19 protein-coding genes and 1 pseudogene are annotated in these 18,971 nt (G+C 53.5%); 1 reads left to right on the forward strand and 19 read right to left on the reverse strand.

Translation table 11 applies throughout. From position 1 onward, the window contains the following. Positions 1-229: pseudogene (locus HP459_RS11560) on the reverse strand (solute carrier family 23 protein); the annotation flags it as partial. A 165-nt stretch (positions 230-394) separates the two neighbouring features. Here HP459_RS11560 and yieH point away from each other — a divergent pair. Further along, complete coding sequence (gene yieH / locus HP459_RS11565) at positions 395-1,060, forward strand: 6-phosphogluconate phosphatase (protein ID WP_045308267.1); 666 nt, start codon at positions 395-397, stop codon at positions 1,058-1,060. A gap of 85 nt (positions 1,061-1,145) precedes the next feature. On the opposite strand, the gene phoU is transcribed toward yieH, so the two are convergent. The 18 genes from phoU to mnmG all read right to left on the reverse strand — a co-directional run. After that, on the reverse strand, positions 1,146-1,871 hold the full coding sequence (gene phoU / locus HP459_RS11570; RefSeq protein WP_003861153.1) for a phosphate signaling complex protein PhoU: 726 nt from the start codon (positions 1,869-1,871) through the stop codon (positions 1,146-1,148). Between the two features lie 26 nt (positions 1,872-1,897). Continuing rightward, positions 1,898-2,671 carry a phosphate ABC transporter ATP-binding protein PstB gene (gene pstB, locus HP459_RS11575; RefSeq protein WP_003861154.1) on the reverse strand — a complete coding sequence of 258 codons (774 nt, stop codon included), beginning with the start codon at positions 2,669-2,671 and terminating at the stop codon, positions 1,898-1,900. A 47-nt stretch (positions 2,672-2,718) separates the two neighbouring features. Then, positions 2,719-3,609, reverse strand: coding sequence for a phosphate ABC transporter permease PstA (pstA, locus tag HP459_RS11580; RefSeq protein WP_022649878.1), 891 nt, complete (start codon positions 3,607-3,609; stop codon positions 2,719-2,721). Beyond that, positions 3,609-4,568, reverse strand: coding sequence for a phosphate ABC transporter permease PstC (pstC, locus tag HP459_RS11585; protein WP_022649877.1), 960 nt, complete (start codon positions 4,566-4,568; stop codon positions 3,609-3,611). The genes pstA and pstC overlap by 1 nt, the downstream gene beginning before the upstream one ends. Before the next feature lie 127 nt (positions 4,569-4,695). Next, positions 4,696-5,736: a phosphate ABC transporter substrate-binding protein PstS gene (pstS, locus tag HP459_RS11590; RefSeq protein ID WP_022649876.1), complete on the reverse strand. Its 1,041-nt coding sequence runs from the start codon at positions 5,734-5,736 to the stop codon at positions 4,696-4,698. A gap of 278 nt (positions 5,737-6,014) precedes the next feature. Beyond that, a complete protein-coding gene (gene glmS, locus HP459_RS11595; protein WP_171936232.1) occupies positions 6,015-7,844 on the reverse strand; it encodes a glutamine--fructose-6-phosphate transaminase (isomerizing) in 1,830 nt (609 codons plus the stop codon). A gap of 239 nt (positions 7,845-8,083) precedes the next feature. After that, positions 8,084-9,454 (reverse strand): bifunctional UDP-N-acetylglucosamine diphosphorylase/glucosamine-1-phosphate N-acetyltransferase GlmU, encoded by a 1,371-nt coding sequence (gene glmU / locus HP459_RS11600; RefSeq protein WP_023298943.1) that lies wholly within the window; start codon positions 9,452-9,454, stop codon positions 8,084-8,086. Between the two features lie 138 nt (positions 9,455-9,592). Next, positions 9,593-10,012: a F0F1 ATP synthase subunit epsilon gene (locus HP459_RS11605; protein WP_006177560.1), complete on the reverse strand. Its 420-nt coding sequence runs from the start codon at positions 10,010-10,012 to the stop codon at positions 9,593-9,595. 20 nt (positions 10,013-10,032) lie between these two features. After that, entirely contained in the window at positions 10,033-11,415 is a 1,383-nt protein-coding gene (gene atpD / locus HP459_RS11610) for a F0F1 ATP synthase subunit beta (protein WP_003862362.1), read from the reverse strand. A 31-nt stretch (positions 11,416-11,446) separates the two neighbouring features. After that, complete coding sequence (atpG, locus tag HP459_RS11615; RefSeq protein ID WP_003862364.1) at positions 11,447-12,310, reverse strand: F0F1 ATP synthase subunit gamma; 864 nt, start codon at positions 12,308-12,310, stop codon at positions 11,447-11,449. A 51-nt stretch (positions 12,311-12,361) separates the two neighbouring features. Continuing rightward, the gene (gene atpA / locus HP459_RS11620; protein WP_006808751.1) at positions 12,362-13,903 is read right to left on the reverse strand and encodes a F0F1 ATP synthase subunit alpha; all 1,542 of its coding nucleotides are present in this window, start codon (positions 13,901-13,903) and stop codon (positions 12,362-12,364) included. Between the two features lie 12 nt (positions 13,904-13,915). Further along, a complete protein-coding gene (gene atpH / locus HP459_RS11625; protein ID WP_003862369.1) occupies positions 13,916-14,449 on the reverse strand; it encodes a F0F1 ATP synthase subunit delta in 534 nt (177 codons plus the stop codon). A 14-nt stretch (positions 14,450-14,463) separates the two neighbouring features. Continuing rightward, positions 14,464-14,934: a F0F1 ATP synthase subunit B gene (gene atpF / locus HP459_RS11630; RefSeq protein ID WP_003862370.1), complete on the reverse strand. Its 471-nt coding sequence runs from the start codon at positions 14,932-14,934 to the stop codon at positions 14,464-14,466. A 48-nt stretch (positions 14,935-14,982) separates the two neighbouring features. Next, positions 14,983-15,222 (reverse strand): F0F1 ATP synthase subunit C, encoded by a 240-nt coding sequence (gene atpE, locus HP459_RS11635; protein ID WP_000429386.1) that lies wholly within the window; start codon positions 15,220-15,222, stop codon positions 14,983-14,985. Between the two features lie 49 nt (positions 15,223-15,271). After that, entirely contained in the window at positions 15,272-16,087 is an 816-nt protein-coding gene (gene atpB / locus HP459_RS11640; RefSeq protein WP_022649873.1) for a F0F1 ATP synthase subunit A, read from the reverse strand. A gap of 8 nt (positions 16,088-16,095) precedes the next feature. Then, positions 16,096-16,476 carry a F0F1 ATP synthase subunit I gene (gene atpI / locus HP459_RS11645; RefSeq protein ID WP_008500194.1) on the reverse strand — a complete coding sequence of 127 codons (381 nt, stop codon included), beginning with the start codon at positions 16,474-16,476 and terminating at the stop codon, positions 16,096-16,098. A gap of 616 nt (positions 16,477-17,092) precedes the next feature. Continuing rightward, a complete protein-coding gene (gene rsmG, locus HP459_RS11650; RefSeq protein WP_022649872.1) occupies positions 17,093-17,716 on the reverse strand; it encodes a 16S rRNA (guanine(527)-N(7))-methyltransferase RsmG in 624 nt (207 codons plus the stop codon). 107 nt (positions 17,717-17,823) lie between these two features. Beyond that, a partial coding sequence (gene mnmG / locus HP459_RS11655) for a tRNA uridine-5-carboxymethylaminomethyl(34) synthesis enzyme MnmG (protein ID WP_171936233.1) occupies positions 17,824-18,971 on the reverse strand: 1,148 nt, incomplete at its 5' end.

Genomic DNA, 18,971 nt, shown 5'->3' on the forward strand with positions numbered 1-18,971 from the left:
GGATGCTGCCAAGGGCCGCGATCAGACAGGTGGTAACAAAGACGGCGCTGGTGTCCATGCCAGCCACGCCCAGAATTTGCGGGTTAACGAAAACGATATAGACCATCGTCAGGAAGGTAGTAAAACCGGCGATCACTTCGGTGCGTGCCGTTGTGCCGTGCTCGCGCAGTTTGAACACGCGCTCAAGCAGCCCCTGACCAGATGTCTGGGTAGTGTGTTGTTGACTCATCATCAATTTCCGAACAAGGAGGGAAAATTCGTCGCTATCCTATACCAAAATGCGACAATAGTGGCGGTTACGGGATACTTTTTTCATTGATTTTGCTTATACGGCAACGATTGCGTCTCGTTAAACTGTCGTACGTAAACGTTAAACTTGTTAAAAGGGAAAGGCATGTCCGGAATTGAAGCGGTATTTTTCGACTGTGACGGTACGCTGGTCGACAGTGAGGTCATTTGTTCCCGCGCGTATGTCGCCATGTTCCAGGAATTTGGCATTACGCTCGATCTCGAAGAGGTGTTTAAACGCTTTAAGGGCGTGAAGCTGTACGAGATCATCGACATCATTAACGAAGAGCACGGGGTGGATCTGGCGAAAGCGGATCTGGAACCGGTGTACCGCGCCGAGGTCGCACGCCTCTTCGACGCCGAGCTGGAAGTTATCGCCGGCGCTAACGCGCTGCTGGATGCGATGACGGTGCCGATCTGCGTGGTCTCTAACGGCCCGGTCAGCAAAATGCAACATTCACTCGGCAAGCTGGACATGTTGCACCACTTCCCGGAAAAACTGTTCAGCGGCTACGATATCCAGCGCTGGAAGCCGGATCCGGCATTGATGTTCCACGCGGCGAAGGCGATGAACGTCAACGTGGAGAACTGCATCCTGGTGGATGACTCGTCTGCGGGCGCGCAGTCGGGGATTGAAGCGGGGATGGAGGTGTTTTACTTCTGCGCCGATCCGCACAACAAGCCGATCGATCATCCAAAAGTGACGACCTTTACAGACCTGGCGCAGCTGCCGGAATTGTGGAAGGCGCGCGGGTGGGATATTACTCGCTGAAAAAACAAAGCCGGATGGCGCTAACGCTTATCCGGCCTACAAGGATCGTAGGGCGGGTAAGCGATAGCGCCACCCGCCACACACATCACTCTTTCGGATCTTTACCCGCCAGCAGCTTGTCCAGCTCGTCGCCGCCCACGTGACGGAAATCCTGTCCCTTCACGAAGTAGAAGATGTATTCGCAAATGTTCTGGCAGCGGTCGCCAATACGCTCAATTGAGCGCGCGCAGAACAGCGCGGTCAGCACGCTTGGAATGGTACGGGAATCTTCCATCATGTAGGTCATTAGCTGACGCACTATGCCTTCGTATTCCTGGTCAACTTTCTTATCTTCACGGTAGATACGGACCGCTTCGTCCAGATCCATGCGCGCGAAAGCGTCCAGCACATCGTGCAGCATCTGCACGGTGTGGCGACCGAGAGACTCCAGGCTCACCAGCAGCGGCTGGTGCTGCTGGGAGAATTTCTCCAGCGCTGTGCGGCAGATTTTATCCGCCACGTCACCAATACGCTCCAGCTCGGCGATAGTTTTGATGATCGCCATTACCAGACGCAGGTCGCTCGCGGTTGGCTGACGCTTGGCAATGATGCGCACGCACGCTTCGTCGATGGCGACTTCCATCATATTGACGTTGTGATCGCCTTCGATAACGCGCTTCGCCAGCTCGCTGTCCTGGTTGTGCATTGCCGTAATCGCATCAGAAAGCTGCTGCTCGACCATGCCGCCCATGGTCATCACCTGGGTGCGAATGCTTTCCAGCTCTGCGTTAAACTGACCGGAAATGTGTTTATTAAGATTGAGGTTGTCCATGGTTTCTCCACATGCACTAAGGCAAATCAACCGTAGCGGCCAGTAATATAATCTTCGGTTTGTTTCTTCGCAGGACGGGTGAACAGCGCGTCCGTATCGCTGAACTCAATCAACTCGCCCAGGTACATAAACGCCGTGTGGTCAGAACAACGGGCAGCCTGCTGCATGTTGTGAGTGACGATCACCACGGTGTAATCCTGCTTCAGCTCGGTGATCAGCTCTTCGATACGCCCGGTTGAGATCGGGTCCAGGGCTGAGCACGGCTCATCCAGCAGCAAGACTTCCGGGCGAATGGCGATACCGCGCGCAATGCACAGACGCTGCTGCTGACCACCGGAGAGAGAGTACCCGCTCTGGTGAAGTTTATCTTTGGTTTCGTTCCATAATGCGGCCTTGGTCAATGCCCACTGCACGCGCTCGTCCATATCCGCACGGGAGAGCTTCTCAAACAGACGCACACCAAAGGCGATGTTGTCATAGATCGACATCGGGAACGGCGTGGGTTTCTGGAACACCATCCCCACTTTCGCACGCAGCAGGGCGATATCCTGGGTATTGGTCAGGATGTTGTCACCGTCCAGCAGAATTTCACCTTCTGCGCGCTGCTCCGGATAGAGCGAATACATTTTGTTAAAGGTGCGCAGCAGCGTGGATTTACCACAGCCAGACGGACCGATAAATGCCGTGACCTGGTTCTTCGCGATATCCAGGTTGATATTCTTCAGGGCATGGAATTTGCCGTAGTAGAAGTTCAAATCACGAACCTGAATCTTACCCGGGGCAGTATCAACCATACTCATTGACTCATTTCCTCATTCGGCGCCGCGATGTGCCGCGCCGTAAAAATTTAACCGTGTTTCTGCTTCGCGAAAATGACGCGCGCCAGAATGTTCAGCAACAGTACGCAAAGGGTGATGATCAGCACCCCGGCCCAGGCCAGCTGCTGCCATTCCGCGAATGGGCTCATCGCAAATTTAAAGATCGTCACCGGCAGGTTGGCGATCGGCTGCATCATGTCCGTACTCCAGAACTGGTTGGAGAGGGCGGTAAACAGCAGCGGTGCGGTTTCACCAGCGATACGGGCGATAGCCAGCAGGATACCGGTCATGATCCCCGAGACGGACGCTTTCAGGGTGATCGCCGAAATCATTTTCCATTTCGGCGTGCCCAGCGCGTAAGCCGCTTCACGCAGGCTGTCCGGCACCAGTTTCAGCATGTTTTCAGTGGTACGAATAACGATAGGCACCTGCAACAGCGCCAGCGCAATCACACCCGCCCAGCCGGAGAAGTGTTCCATTTGCGCCACCACGATGGTGTAAACAAACAGACCTACCACTATCGACGGGGCAGAAAGCAGAATGTCGTTAATAAAGCGGATGACTTCAGCGATCCAGGACTTGCGGCCATACTCCGCCAGATAGATACCCGCCATGATGCCCAACGGCGTACCGAAAACGGTCGCCCACAGGATCAGCAGGCCGCTGCCCGCCAGGGCGTTTGCCAGACCACCACCCGCCGTGTTTGGCGGCGGCGTCATCTCGGTGAACAGCGCCAGGGACATTCCATCAATACCACGGGTGATGGTGGACATCAGGATCCAGATCAGCCAGAACAGGCCGAACGCCATCGTGGCCATGGAAAGCGTCAGCGCAATGCGGTTTTTAATCCGGCGCTTTGACTGCATTTTGCGACGAGATTCCGCAAGCTGAGCGGTGTTTTGCATGTCGAGAGTCGCCATTAGCGTGCCCCCTCGTTTTTAGCCAGACGCATAATCATCAGCTTGGAGATAGCCAGCACAATAAAGGTAATAACAAACAGGATCAGACCCAGTTCCATCAGCGCTGCGACGTGCAGCCCGGATTCCGCTTCGGCAAATTCGTTCGCCAGCGCAGAGGTAATACTGTTCCCCGGCATGTAGAGCGACACGCTGTCGAGCTGGTAGGTGTTGCCGATGATAAAGGTCACCGCCATGGTTTCACCCAGCGCGCGGCCTAAGCCCAGCATGATGCCGCCGATCACCCCATTTTTGGTGAACGGAAGGACGATGCGCCAGATAACCTCCCAGGTGGTGCAGCCGATGCCGTAGGCCGACTCTTTCATCATCACCGGGGTTTGTTCGAAGACATCGCGCATGACCGCCGCAATGTACGGAATAATCATGATGGCGAGTATCACGCCAGCCGCCAGAATACCGATACCGAATGCCGGGCCAGAGAACAGGGCCCCCACAAACGGAACGGCGGAGAGAACATTACCCACCGGCTCCTGGAAGTACGTCGCAAACAGCGGAGCAAAGATAAACAGGCCCCACATGCCGTAAACGATACTTGGGATGGCCGCCAGCAGTTCAATGGCGATACCCAGCGGACGTCGCAGCCAGCCTGGTGCCAGCTCCGTCAGGAACAGGGCAATACCGAAGCTTACCGGCACCGCAATCAGCAGAGCGATAAAAGAGGTCACCAGCGTGCCGTAAATCGGCACCAGCGCACCGTAAATATCGTTCGGCGCATCCCACTCTTTGGTCCACAGGAAGGCGAAACCAAATTTTTGAATGCTCGGCCAGGAGGAGAAAATGAGGGACACGATTATGCCGCCCAGCAGCAATAGCACAATCAGCGCAGCCAGTTTCACCAGCGCGCTGAAAATCATGTCACCTTTTTTACCCGGAGGGTTAAATGCAGGCTTGGTTGCAGCCATAAATTACTCTTCTTTATGAGACGTCTTACGAATATGCCCGGTGGCGCTGGCGCTTACCGGGCCTACAGGATGAACCGTAGGGCGGGATCGCTGCGCGCCACCCGCCATCTTCGTCAAAAATATCCTGTTAGTACAGCGCTTTACCGCTGCTGTCTTTCACGTTGGTTTTCCATGCAGCACGGATCTGCTCAACCACGCTGTCTGGCAGGCTGGCGTAATCCAGGTCATTCGCCTGTTTGCCGCCGTTTTTGTATGCCCAGTCGAAGAACTTCAGCACTTCAGCACCCTGCTCAGGCTTCTTCTGCTCTTTGTGGACCAGAATGAAGGTGGTAGACGTGATAGGCCATGCATCGTCGCCTTTCTGGTTGGTCAGGTCCTGAGCGAAGGATTTGCTCCAGTCAGCGCCTTTTGCGGCGTTAGCGAAGTTCTCTTCGGTCGGGCTAACCGGTTTGCCGTCAGCAGAAACCAGTTTGGTGTAAGCCAGGTTGTTCTGCTTCGCGTAAGCGTACTCTACGTAGCCGATAGAGCCAGGCAGACGCTGTACGAAGGCAGCGATACCGTCGTTGCCTTTACCGCCCAGACCGGTTGGCCAGTTAACGGTAGAGCCGGAACCGACTTTAGATTTCCACTCTTCGTTCACTTTCGCCAGGTAGCTGGTGAACACGAAAGAGGTACCAGAGCCGTCAGCACGACGAACCACCGCGATATTCTGCGAAGGCAGCTTAACGCCCGGGTTCAGTTTCGTGATGGCTTCGTCATCCCATTTTTTGATTTTGCCCAGATAGATATCACCCAGGGTTTTGCCGTCCAGCACCAGCTCGCCTGATTTCAGGCCAGGGATGTTAACAGCCAGCACAACGCCGCCGATCACGGTCGGGAACTGGAACAGGCCTTCCTGATTCAGTTTCTCATCAGACAGCGGAGCGTCGGATGCGCCGAAATCAACGGTATTCGCGGTAATTTGTTTTACGCCACCGGAGGAGCCGATACCCTGATAGTTGACCTTGTTACCGGTCTCTTTCTGGTAGGTATCCGCCCATTTGGCATACACCGGCGCAGGGAAGGTTGCACCAGCGCCAGTCAGGCTTGCTGCTGCGAAAGCAGAGAAAGCGCTCAGAGATAAGGTCGCGGCGACAACAGTTGCGACAGTGGTACGCATAACTTTCATAATGTCTCCTGCAAGGATTTCGTAAATCATTGTTTAAGTGGCTACGATGAGCAAAATAGGACAAACAGGTGACAGATAAATGTACGAAATATGACAGTTTTATGACAAAGAAAATTTCACTTAAAATTAAGCAAAAATCCATAAATAAATCATAAACTTAATGATTATTATGACAGCTTGTTTTCAGTAATATTTTCTTTATGTGACACTGATAAAATAGCTGAAAATGACGGATTGTCATAAAAAAAGGCTCCACCGGATGGCGGAGCCTGGAAGGATTATTCTACGGTAACGGACTTCGCCAGATTTCGCGGCTGGTCAACGTCGGTGCCTTTGATCAGCGCGACGTGGTAAGCCAGCAGTTGCAGCGGTACGGTGTAGAAGATCGGCGCAATCACCTCTTCCACATGCGGCATCTCGATGATGTGCATGTTGTCGCTGCTGGCGAAACAGGCATCTTTATCCGCAAAGACGTACAGTACACCACCACGGGCGCGCACCTCTTCGATGTTAGATTTCAGTTTTTCCAGCAGTTCGTTGTTCGGTGCCACCACGATAACCGGCATATCCGCGTCGATCAGCGCCAGCGGACCGTGTTTCAGCTCGCCTGCCGCGTAGGCTTCCGCGTGGATGTAGGAGATCTCTTTCAGCTTCAGCGCGCCTTCCAGCGCGATAGGGTACTGATCGCCACGGCCCAGGAACAGAGCGTGGTGCTTATCAGAGAAATCTTCAGCCAGCGCCTCAATGCGCTTGTCCTGAGACAGCATCTGCTCAATACGGCTCGGCAGCGCCTGGAGACCGTGAACGATGTCATGCTCAACGGAAGCATCTTCGCCTTTCAGACGCGCCAGCTTCGCCACCAGCATCAGCAGAACGGTCAGCTGAGTGGTAAACGCTTTGGTGGAAGCGACGCCGATTTCGGTGCCCGCTTTAGTCATCAGCGCCAGATCGGATTCACGCACCAGCGAGGAGCCCGGTACGTTACAGATGGCCAGCGAACCCAGGTAACCCAACTCTTTAGACAGACGCAGCGCCGCCAGGGTATCGGCCGTTTCGCCAGACTGGGAAAGGGTGATCATCAGGCTGTTACGGCGCACAGCGGATTTACGATAGCGGAACTCAGATGCGATTTCGACGTCGCACGGCACGCCCGCCAGGGATTCAAACCAGTAGCGAGAGACCATACCGGAGTTGTAAGAGGTACCGCAGGCCACGATCTGAATGTGCTCGACTTTGCTCAGCATTTCGTTGGCATTGGCGCCCAGCTCGCTCAGATCCACTTCACCATGGCTGATGCGCCCGGTCAGGGTGTTTTTAATGGCGTTTGGCTGTTCGTAGATCTCTTTCTGCATGTAGTGACGATAAGCACCTTTGTCGCCCGCGTCGTATTGCAGGTTTGATTCGATTTCCTGGCGCTTAACCTGCTCGCCTTTCGTGTCGAATACGGTCACGCTGCGACGTGTCACCTCGGCAATGTCGCCCTCTTCCAGGAAGATAAAGCGACGGGTAACCGGCAGCAGCGCCAGCTGGTCGGAAGCGATAAAGTTTTCACCCATGCCCAGACCAATCACCATCGGGCTACCGGAACGCGCGGCCAGCAGCGTGGACGGGTCACGGGAATCCATGATCACCGTACCGTAAGCACCACGCAGCTGAGGGATAGCGCGCAGCACCGCATCACGCAGTGTACCGCCCTGTGCCAGCTCCCAGTGCACCAGGTGAGCAATTACTTCGGTGTCGGTTTCAGAGACGAAGGTATAGCCGCGCGCTTTCAGTTCTTCACGCAGCGGTTCGTGGTTTTCGATAATGCCGTTATGCACCACCACAATGTGTTCAGACACATGCGGGTGTGCGTTGCCTTCAGATGGCTCACCGTGAGTCGCCCAGCGGGTATGCGCAATACCGGTGCCACCGTGCAGCGGATGTTCCTCCGCCGCCTGGGCCAGCATCTGCACTTTACCGAGACGACGCAGACGGGTCATATGACCTTCTGCATCGACGACAGCCAGACCGGCTGAGTCATAACCACGGTATTCCAGACGACGTAAACCTTCGAGAAGGATTTCAGCAATATCACGCTGCGCAACTGCGCCAACAATTCCACACATAGTTAGATTCCTGATTATGGCGTTATGCCATGCGTTGTCGCTGACCTGTATTTGCCCTTTCCGGGCACCCCGAGCCTTGTAGAGAGTGGGGTTATTTTTATGGGTACTGCTGGTGGGGGGAGGATTATGTTATCCCCTCACCCCAGCCCTCTCCCCAAAGGGGAGAGGGTGAAAACCGCACCATTCAGTTCCCCTCTCCCCTATGGGGAGAGGGTCAGGGTGAGGGGTGTATATTGTCGTTACTTTTTCTTCACCGGGCGTTTCCAGCCCTGCTTACTGACCTGCGGAACGCGGCTTAACACCAGCTCGTTCTCGGCCACATCGCGCGTAACGGTTGTCCCGGCGGCAATGGTCACGCCTTTGCCCACGGTAACAGGCGCCACCAGCTGGGTATCGGAACCTACAAACACATCATCACCGATGATGGTTTTAAACTTATTGGCACCGTCATAGTTACAGGTAATCGTCCCTGCACCGATGTTCACGTTGTCGCCAATTTCCGCATCGCCCAGATAGGTCAGATGACCGGCTTTCGAGCCTTTACCGAGACGTGCTTTTTTCATTTCCACGAAGTTACCTACATGAGCGCCTTCCAGCAGCTCAGCGCCCGGGCGCAGACGCGCAAACGGGCCAATGGTACATGCCGCCTCAAGATGGGCATCTTCCACCACGCTGTACGGGCTGATTTCGCAGTCGTCACCGATCACGCTGTTTTTAATCACACAGCCGGTGCCGATTTTGACGCGGTTGCCCAGCGTGACGTTACCTTCCAGGATAACGTTAGTATCTATTTCAACGTCGCGCCCGTGGGTCAGCGTGCCACGCAGATCGAAACGCGCCGGATCGCGCAGCATAACGCCCGCCAGCAACAGTTTTTCTGCCTGCTCGGACTGGTAAATACGCTCCAGGCGTGACAGCTGTAGACGGTTGTTTACCCCGTCCGTTTCGCTGATACGCGCCGGATGAACGGCGGCAATCTCACGCCCTTCCTGGTACGCCATCGCAATGATGTCGGTGATGTAGTATTCACCCTGCGCGTTGTTATTATTGAGTTTAGACAGCCAGCGCTTCATATCCGCACCGTTCGCAATCAGGATGCCGGTGTTGATCTCCTGAATCTGACGCTGTTCGTCAGTGGCATCTTTATGCTCAACAATCCCGGTTACCTTGCCGTTTTCACGCGTAATGCGGCCATAGCCGGTTGGATCGTCCAGCACGACGGTTAACAACCCAATGCCACCCTGCGGTTTGGCTTCACGCAGGCGAGTGAGGGTTTCAACGGAGATCAGCGGGACGTCGCCGTAGAGCATCAGGATGTCTTCATCATCAGCGAAGAAGGGTGCAGCCTGCTGCATTGCATGACCCGTACCCAGCTGTTCTGCCTGTAGCACCCAGTTGAGATTGTCGTCACGCAGCGTTTTTTTCAGCAGATCGCCGCCATGTCCATAAACCAGATGCACCTGGCTGGCGCCTAATTCATTAGCTGCATCAATAACATGCTGCACCATTGGCTTTCCTGCCAGTGTGTGGAGCACTTTAGGCAGATCGGAATACATGCGGGTACCTTTGCCTGCGGCAAGGATCACCACGCTCATCGCACTGTTTAACATACGCATCCTGACGGTAGTTTGTGTGAGAAGTAAAAACGTTTGATGCTTAAAATTCTACATCTTTTTCATCATGAATTAAGGCCGAAAAAAAAAGCCAGCCTGGGATCCAGACTGGCTTTTGTGCTTTTCAAGCCGGTGTTACATCGCTTTTTTGGTCAACTCGATAACGCGCAGTTTCGCGATCGCTTTGGCCAGCTCCGCAGACGCCTGAGCGTAATCCACGTCACCATGAGAGCTGCTAATGTGCTCTTCAGCCTTACGCTTCGATTCCAGGGCTCGCGCTTCGTCGAGATCCTGGCCACGAATAGCGGTATCGGCCAGAACGGTCACACTGCCTGGCTGCACTTCAAGAATGCCGCCGGACAGATAGATAAACTCTTCATGACCGAACTGTTTAACGATGCGGATCATACCAGGCTTAATGGCGGTGAGCAGCGGTGCGTGACCCGGGAAAATACCCAGTTCACCTTCACTACCCGTTACCTGGATTTTCTCGACCAGACCAGAGAACATTTGTTGCTCTGCGCTGACGACGTCCAGGTGGTAAGTCATTGCCATATCACCCTCCGATTAAGGCGTTAAAGTTTTTTGGCTTTTTCCACGGCTTCTTCGATGGAACCAACCATGTAGAACGCCTGCTCTGGCAGGTGATCGTATTCGCCTTCCATGATGCCTTTAAAGCCACGGATGGTGTCTTTCAGGGAAACGTATTTACCTGGAGAACCGGTGAATACTTCCGCAACGAAGAACGGCTGGGACAGGAAGCGCTGGATCTTACGCGCACGTGCTACCACCAGTTTGTCTTCTTCAGACAGTTCATCCATACCCAGGATGGCGATGATGTCTTTCAGTTCCTGGTAACGTTGCAGCAGGGACTGTACGCCACGCGCGGTGTCGTAGTGTTCCTGGCCAACAACCAGTGGATCCAGCTGACGGCTGGTAGAGTCCAGCGGGTCAACGGCCGGGTAGATACCCAGAGACGCGATCTGACGGCTCAGTACCACGGTTGCATCTAAGTGAGCAAAGGTGGTGGCTGGAGATGGGTCAGTCAAGTCATCCGCAGGTACGTATACCGCCTGAACGGAGGTGATAGAACCAGTTTTGGTAGAGGTGATACGTTCCTGAAGAACACCCATCTCTTCCGCAAGCGTAGGCTGATAACCTACCGCTGAAGGCATACGACCCAGCAGTGCAGATACTTCAGTACCGGCCAGGGTGTAACGGTAGATGTTATCAACGAACAGCAGAACGTCACGGCCTTCGTCACGGAACTTCTCAGCCATCGTCAGGCCAGTCAGCGCAACGCGCAGACGGTTTCCTGGTGGCTCGTTCATCTGGCCGTAAACCAGGGATACTTTATCCAGAACGTTGGAGTCGGTCATTTCGTGGTAGAAGTCGTTACCCTCACGAGTACGTTCACCAACACCCGCAAACACGGAGTAACCGGAGTGCTCGATCGCGATGTTACGGATCAGCTCCATCATGTTTACGGTTTTACCTACACCCGCACCACCAAACAGACCAACTTTACCGCCCTTCGCGAACGGGCACATCAGGTCGATAACTTTGATGCCGGTTTCCAGCAGTTCCTGAGAGCTGGACAGCTCTTCGTAGGAAGGTGCCGCGCGGTGGATAGCCCAACGCTCTTCTTCACCGATGTCGCCTTTCATGTCGATTGGTTGACCCAATACGTTCATGATACGACCCAGTGTTGCTTTACCTACCGGGACTTCGATCGGGTGCTCAAGGTCTTTCACTTCCAGACCACGACGCAGACCGTCGGAAGAACCCATGGCGATGGTACGCACGATACCGCCGCCGAGCTGCTGCTGAACTTCCAGCACCAGGCTCTCGTTACCATTTTGTACCTCAAGCGCGTCGTACACGCGTGGTACGGCGTCCTGAGGGAACTCGACGTCCACCACGGCGCCGATTACCTGGACAATCTTTCCAGTAGCCATCTTGAATCCTCTACGTAATTCGTAAACCTGGTTAAACCGCGGCGGCCCCCGAGACGATCTCGGTGAGTTCCTGAGTAATGCTGGCCTGACGAGCTTTGTTGTAAACCAACTGCAGCTCTTTAATCAGGCTGCCGCCATTATCGGTCGCGGCTTTCATCGCCACCATTCGTGCGGCCTGCTCGCTGGCCAGGTTTTCTACAACGCCCTGATAAACCTGAGATTCAACGTAACGACGCAGCAGGGTATCCAGCAGCGGTTTCGGATCGGGTTCATACAGGTAATCCCAGGCTTTCTGTTTAAGCTCGTCATCTTCTGATGCCGGTAACGGCAGCATCTGAGTGAGCGTAGGCACCTGAGACATGGTGTTAATAAATTTGTTGCTGACAACGTACAGTCTGTCCAGACGGCCTTCATCGTAGGCCTGCAACATCACTTTAACCGGGCCGATCAGTTCGGACAGGGACGGGTTATCACCCATACCGGTCACCTGAGCGACAATGTTGCCACCAACGGAGTTAAAGAAAGAGACGCCTTTAGAGCCAATCAGTGCCAGATCGCACTGAACGCCTTTATCGGACCAGCCTTTCATATCCGCCAGCAGTTTTTTGAACAGGTTAATGTTCAAGCCGCCACACAGACCACGGTCAGTCGACACCACCAGGTAGCCCACGCGCTTAACGTCGCGTTCTTCCAGGTAAGGGTGCTTATATTCCAGATTACCGTTTGCAAGGTGACCAATCACTTTGCGCATGGTCTCTGCATAAGGACGGCTGGCCGCCATGCGATCCTGCGATTTACGCATTTTGGAAGCGGCGACCATCTCCATCGCTTTAGTGATCTTTTGCGTGTTCTGGACGCTTGCGATCTTACTACGTATCTCTTTTGCGCCGGCCATGAGCTTCTCCTCAATGCCAGACGGCTTGTCCTGAGACAAGCCGCCGGACGATTACCAGGATTGGGTTGCTTTGAAGGAATCGAGGATAGCTTTCAGCTTGCCTTCGATTTCGTCGTTATAGCCACCGGTCTGGTTGATCTCTTGCATCAGCGGAGCGTGATCACGGTCGACGTAAGCCAGCAGAGCGGCTTCGAAGCTACCGATTTTCGCCAGTTCCACATCTTCGAGGTAACCGCGTTCAGCCGCGAACAGTACCAGGCCCTGCTGAGCAACAGACATTGGCGCGTACTGTTTCTGCTTCAGCAGCTCGGTCACTTTCTGACCGTGGCTCAGCTGTTTACGGGTTGCTTCGTCCAGATCGGATGCGAACTGAGAGAACGCAGCCAGTTCACGATACTGTGCCAGCGCGGTACGGATACCACCGGACAGCTTCTTGATGATCTTGGTCTGAGCAGCACCACCCACACGGGATACGGAGATACCCGGGTTAACCGCCGGACGAATACCGGAGTTAAACAGGTTGGTTTCCAGGAAGATCTGACCATCGGTAATGGAGATTACGTTGGTCGGAACGAACGCAGAAACGTCACCCGCCTGGGTTTCAATGATCGGCAGAGCGGTCAGAGAACCTGTTTTACCCTTCACTTCACCTTTGGTGAAGTTCTCGACGTATTCCGCATTAACGCGGGAAGCACGCTCCAGCAGACGAGAGTGGAGGTAGAATACGTCGCCCGGGAATGCTTCACGTCCTGGTGGACGACGGAGCAGCAGGGAAACCTGACGATAAGCAACAGCCTGTTTAGACAGGTCATCGTATACGATCAGCGCATCTTCACCGCGGTCACGGAAGTATTCGCCCATTGCGCAACCAGCGTATGGTGCCAGGTATTGCAGTGCAGCAGATTCAGACGCGGTAGCTACCACAACGATGGTGTTAGACAGTGCGCCGTGCTCTTCCAGTTTACGAACCACGTTGGAAATGGTGGACGCTTTCTGGCCGATAGCCACGTACACACATTTGATGCCGGAATCACGCTGGTTGATGATGGCGTCGATTGCCATCGCGGTTTTACCGGTCTGACGGTCACCGATGATCAGTTCACGCTGACCACGACCGATTGGGATCATGGCATCAACGGACTTATAACCCGTCTGCACTGGCTGATCAACGGACTGACGGTCGATAACGCCTGGTGCGATAACTTCGATTGGAGAGAAGCCATCGTGCTCAACCGGACCTTTACCGTCGATTGGCGCACCCAGGGTGTTAACAACGCGACCCAGCAGGCCACGGCCAACCGGCACTTCCAGAATACGGCCAGTACACTTAACCTTCATGCCTTCGGCAAGGTCAGCGTATGGACCCATCACAACGGCACCTACGGAGTCGCGCTCCAGGTTCAGTGCGATAGCGTAACGGTTACCCGGCAGGGAAATCATCTCACCCTGCATACAATCGGCCAGGCCGTGGATGCGGATAACACCGTCACTTACAGAAACAATAGTACCTTCGTTGTGAGCTTCACTCACAACACTGAACTGAGCAATGCGCTGCTTGATCAGTTCGCTGATTTCGGTGGAATTCAGTTGCATGCTCCAGTCCCCTTAAGACTGCAAGACGTCTGCAAGGCGCTCAAGACGGCCGCGTACGCTGCCATCAATGACCATATCACCCGAACGGATGATTACGCCTGCCATTACAGACTTATCGATTTTGCAATTCAGCTTAACTTTGCGTGACAGACGTTTTTCCATCGCGGCGGTGATTTTCGCAAGCTGTTCATCACTCAGTTCAGTCGCGGAAGTTACTTCAACTTCAGCGGTAGCTTCACTAAGGGCACGTAAGTGCTCAAACTGCTCGAGAACATCCGGGAGCACACGGAGACGACCATTTTCCGCCATCACCTTAATCAGGTTCTGGCCGTTGGCATCCAGTTGCTCTCCGCACACGGCGATAAACGACGCGGCGAGGGTTTCAGGCGCTAACGCACCAGAAAGCAACTCGGCCATTTGTTCGTTTTTCGTCACCTCAGCGGCAAACGCCAGCATATTCTGCCAGCGATCGACATTTTGGTGTTCGACAGCAAAGTCAAAAGCTGCTTTGGCGTAGGGGCGAGCTACCGTAACAAATTCAGACATCAGCCCCTCCCTCCTTACAGTTCAGCGACAAGTTTGTCCACGATGTCGCTGTTAGCAGCTTCATCCACGGAACGTTCGATGATCTTCTCGGCGCCAGCAACAGCCAGAATCGCAACCTGCTTACGCAGTTCTTCACGAGCACGTTTACGCTCAGCTTCAATTTCAGCCTGAGCCTGTGTCACGATCTTAGTACGTTCCTGTTCTGCTTCAGCTTTGGCTTCGTCCAGGATCTGAGAACGGCGTTTGTTAGCCTGTTCAATGATTACCTGAGCTTCAGCTTTCGCTTTTTTCAGCTGGTCTGTCGCGTTGGCCTGTGCAAGGTCCAAATCTTTCTTAGCGCGTTCTGCGGAAGCCAGACCGTCAGCAATTTCTTTCTGACGTTTTTCGATGGCAGCCATTAAAGGCGGCCATACATACTTCATGCAGAACCAGACAAAGAGAATAAACGCGATGGCCTGGCCGAGGATTGTTGCGTTCATGTTCACAGCACAATACCTCTTAAATTTCTGTGGCTTGGGGTTTTAAAACAACTACTACGCGACAGCAAACATCACGTACAGACCCAGACCTACAGCGATCATTGGGATTGCATCCACCAGACCCATAACGATAAAGAACTGAGTACGCAGCAGAGGAATCAGATCAGGTTGACGCGCTGCGCCTTCCAGGAATTTGCCCCCGAGGATGCCGATACCGATCGCAGCACCGATAGCCGCCAGACCCATCATCACAGCGGCAGCCATGTACAGCAGATCCATATTCAGGTTTTCCATGACAGTCTCCAGTTTGTTTCAATTAAAACGTAGTAGTGTTGGTAAAAAATCAGTGCTCTTCAGACGCCATCGACAGATAGACGATCGTCAGAACCATGAAGATAAAGGCTTGCAGCGTAATGATCAGGATGTGGAAAATGGCCCATGGCACATTCAGAATCCACTGTGACCACCACGGCAGAAGACCCGCGATCAGAATGAAAATCAGCTCACCCGCATACATGTTGCCGAACAGTCGCAGACCCAGTGAAACAGGTTTGGACAGCAGGCTAACGCCTTCCAGGATCAGGTTGACCGGAATAAACGCCCAGTGGTTGAACGGCTGCAAGGTAAGCTCTTTCACAAAGCCGCTTACGCCTTTCATTTTGATGCTGTAGAAAAGAATCAGGATAAATACGCCCAGCGCCATCGACAGGGTGATGTTCACGTCGGCAGACGGAACCACGCGCAGTGCAGGCAGACCGAAGACATGCTCGCCGATCCACGGCAGGAAATCGATAGGCAGAAGGTCCATCAGGTTCATCAGGAAGACCCAAACGAACACGGTCAGGGCCAGCGGAGCAATCAGCTTGCTCTTACCATGGTACATGTCTTTGACGCTGCCATGGACGAAGCCGATGATCATCTCGATGAACGTCTGGAATTTCCCTGGAACACCGCTGGTCGCTCGTTTAGCAACACCGCGGAACATGGCCAGGAACAGAAGACCCAAAACCACCGAGAAGAACATGGAGTCGATGTTGATCGTCCAGAAGGTGGCCGGGGGGTTATGTGGATCCACCAGCGAGAATGTACGCAGGTCCAGCTGAAGGTTATTCAGATGGTGACCTATGTAATCCTGCGGCGTCATATTTTCTGAAGCCATGATGCCTTTTACCCTTTGTTATTGATTACAGCTGGAGCCAGAACTTGTACCACCAGCACCAAAACCCACGTTGCTATCAGCGGCATGAATACCACTTTCAAAACCGCCAGCGCCATCACCAGTAGAGCAAAGGTCAGCAACACCTTACACACTTCGCCGAGAGCGAAGGACCAGGCCACGCGGCCTTTGGCGGGTGTATGCGCCTGATGACGCCAGGCAAAAATCATAAACAACACGTTTGGCAGAACCACCGCCAAACCCCCGCACACGGCGGAGATGCCCCAGAAGGGGTCTTTGAGGCTAAACAGCAGTCCACTTGCTATCACAGCCAGAAACTGAATGAACAGAAGCTTACGAGCAACGTTTCTACTCAAGAGCGACACAGACATCACGTTTTTACTCCTGCTCCCTTCGAGGTATGCCGCGTGTCGTATAAAACGTCCTTTAAGGCTCAGAGTCAAGCATCAAAAAGCGGTCAAATTATACGGTGCGTACCCGTGATTTCAAACATTAAGTAGCGAAAAGGTGAATAAATGTTTAAATATTTTTCCCCAGTCCTATTTTTCAACTTTTGAACTCAGTGCCAACCTTCAGGCAAAACTGCAAACAGCGCGGAAACGTTGGTGATAAAGCGTGCACGAGATCACAAAATACACATTTGCGATAAAGTGGTATTTATCAAAGACGTAAAACGATTTATTTCATCCGATTGAAATTAAAGCAAAAAAATCGCAACTATTTTTAAAACAGAGCCGTATACAACAAAAACCTTTTATTGACATTCTTAATAAATATTTAACATCTCATTCTTGTTGCCTTTACCCATTTTTAGCAGGCTGATATTTTCATGGTTGACTATCTTCAGGGTGAACGAATCACTTCAGGTTAACCATAAGAAAATCCATGGTGACAACAAGGTTAAATTAACTACGGCCAAATCAGACTGGATGTGCTGCTTTTTAACACCATCAGAACAGCACAAATTCCACATTTTTTATTAATTTTTTAAAATGTGTTTGGCTTAATTATCACCAGATGACGCTCACCTTCGAGCTGAGGGATCTGGAGTTTTTCAATGGATTCCACTGCAAAACCGTCCGGAAGCTGCTCTATTTCGTCCCCCGGAAGTTGCCCTTTCAGCGCATAAAAACGGCCCTTATCCGCCGGCAGGTGTTTGCACCAGCTCACCATGTCATTGAGTGAGGCAAACGCGCGGCTGATAACGCCGTCAAACGGTGGCTCTGCCGGGAACTCCTCTACCCTGCTCTGCACGGGCGTGATGTTTTCCAGCTTCAGCTCATGCTGAACCTGTCGTAAAAAGCGTACGCGCTTGCCCAGACTGTCCAGCAGCGTGAAATGACTCTCCGGTCGAACAATAGACAACGGAACGCCCGGCAAGCCCGGACCGGTGCCCACGTCGATAAAACGTTCACCGGTTAGATACGGCGCCACAACGATGCTATCGAGAATATGGCGAATCAGCATCTCGTTGGGATCGCGTACGGAGGTGAGGTTGTACGCTTTATTCCATTTGTTCAGCATATCGACATAGGCCACCAGCTGATTTTTCTGGTGATCGGTGAGCGAAATACCTGCCTGTTCCAGCAGACGAGAGAGTTTATTGAGCACGGTGGATACCTGTTGAGAGATTTTTCGCCCGGTGGCGCTGCCGCTTACCGGGCCTACGATTAAGTAGGGCGGGTAAGCGAAGCGCCACCCGCCAAAAGCAATGTTAATTACGCGCTGCGGCGCAGCATACCCTGCTTTTTCAGCCACACCAGCAGAATCGAAATCGCGGCAGGTGTGACACCGGAGATACGTGAGGCCTGGCCAATCGACACAGGTTTGTGATCGTTCAGCTTAGCGATCACTTCGTTGGAAAGCCCCGTCACCTGACGATAGTCCAGCATTTCCGGCAGCAGCGTATTTTCGTTGCGCTGCTGTTTTTCGATCTCATCCTGCTGACGCGCGATGTAACCTTCGTATTTCACCTGAATCTCGACCTGTTCAGCCGCTTCAGCGTCTTCAAGGCCCGGTGCGAACGCGGTCAGTTTGACCAGATTCTCGTAGGTGACTTCAGGACGGCGCAGCAGATCTTCACCACTGGCTTCGCGCGAAAGCGGCGCAGTTAAGTGAGCGTTCACTTCAGCAGCAGTTTCCGCCTGCGGATTCACCCAGGTGGTTTTCAGGCGCTGACGTTCCTGTTCGATACGCTCCAGCTTCTCGTTGAAGCGCGCCCAGCGTTCGTCATCCACCAGACCCAATTCGCGGCCCACCTCGGTCAGACGCAGATCGGCATTGTCTTCGCGCAGCATCAGGCGATATTCCGCACGAGAAGTAAACATGCGGTACGGTTCTTTGGTCCCCAGCGTGCAGAGATCGTCGACCAGAACACCCAGGTAAGCCTGAGAACGCGCCGGTGCCCAGCCCTCTTTCTCGGCAGAGAAGCGAGCGGCGTTCAGACCGGCCAGCAGCCCTTGTGCGGCAGCTTCTTCGTACCCGGTGGTGCCGTTAATCTGGCCTGCGAAGAACAGACCCTGGATGAATTTGCTTTCCAGCGTCGGCTTCAGGTCACGCGGATCGAAGAAATCGTACTCAATAGCGTAGCCAGGACGAACGATCTTCGCGTTTTCCATCCCCTGCATTGAACGCACAATCTGCATCTGCACGTCGAACGGCAGGCTGGTGGAGATGCCGTTCGGGTAAATTTCGTTCGAGGTCAGCCCTTCAGGTTCGAGGAAGATCTGATGCTGGTTACGATCGGCAAAGCGCATCACTTTATCTTCGATCGACGGGCAATAACGTGGGCCGATCCCTTCGATCACGCCGGCGTACATTGGGCTGCGATCGAGGTTATTGCGGATCACGTCATGGGTTTTTTCAT

The organism is Enterobacter sp. CM29 (assembly GCF_013179605.1).
GTDB lineage: Bacteria > Pseudomonadota > Gammaproteobacteria > Enterobacterales > Enterobacteriaceae > Enterobacter > Enterobacter intestinihominis.

Bases quoted from the DNA above. Each gene is read 5' to 3' on its own strand.
- yieH (WP_045308267.1), top strand. From the start codon at position 395: ATGTCCGGAATTGAAGCGGTATTTTTCGACTGTGACGGTACGCTGGTC.
- phoU (WP_003861153.1), bottom strand. From the start codon at position 1,871: ATGGACAACCTCAATCTTAATAAACACATTTCCGGTCAGTTTAACGCA.
- pstB (WP_003861154.1), bottom strand. From the start codon at position 2,671: ATGAGTATGGTTGATACTGCCCCGGGTAAGATTCAGGTTCGTGATTTG.
- pstA (WP_022649878.1), bottom strand. From the start codon at position 3,609: ATGGCGACTCTCGACATGCAAAACACCGCTCAGCTTGCGGAATCTCGT.
- pstC (WP_022649877.1), bottom strand. From the start codon at position 4,568: ATGGCTGCAACCAAGCCTGCATTTAACCCTCCGGGTAAAAAAGGTGAC.
- pstS (WP_022649876.1), bottom strand. From the start codon at position 5,736: ATGAAAGTTATGCGTACCACTGTCGCAACTGTTGTCGCCGCGACCTTA.
- glmS (WP_171936232.1), bottom strand. From the start codon at position 7,844: ATGTGTGGAATTGTTGGCGCAGTTGCGCAGCGTGATATTGCTGAAATC.
- glmU (WP_023298943.1), bottom strand. From the start codon at position 9,454: ATGTTAAACAGTGCGATGAGCGTGGTGATCCTTGCCGCAGGCAAAGGT.
- HP459_RS11605 (WP_006177560.1), bottom strand. From the start codon at position 10,012: ATGGCAATGACTTACCACCTGGACGTCGTCAGCGCAGAGCAACAAATG.
- atpD (WP_003862362.1), bottom strand. From the start codon at position 11,415: ATGGCTACTGGAAAGATTGTCCAGGTAATCGGCGCCGTGGTGGACGTC.
- atpG (WP_003862364.1), bottom strand. From the start codon at position 12,310: ATGGCCGGCGCAAAAGAGATACGTAGTAAGATCGCAAGCGTCCAGAAC.
- atpA (WP_006808751.1), bottom strand. From the start codon at position 13,903: ATGCAACTGAATTCCACCGAAATCAGCGAACTGATCAAGCAGCGCATT.
- atpH (WP_003862369.1), bottom strand. From the start codon at position 14,449: ATGTCTGAATTTGTTACGGTAGCTCGCCCCTACGCCAAAGCAGCTTTT.
- atpE (WP_000429386.1), bottom strand. From the start codon at position 15,222: ATGGAAAACCTGAATATGGATCTGCTGTACATGGCTGCCGCTGTGATG.
- atpB (WP_022649873.1), bottom strand. From the start codon at position 16,087: ATGGCTTCAGAAAATATGACGCCGCAGGATTACATAGGTCACCATCTG.
- atpI (WP_008500194.1), bottom strand. From the start codon at position 16,476: ATGTCTGTGTCGCTCTTGAGTAGAAACGTTGCTCGTAAGCTTCTGTTC.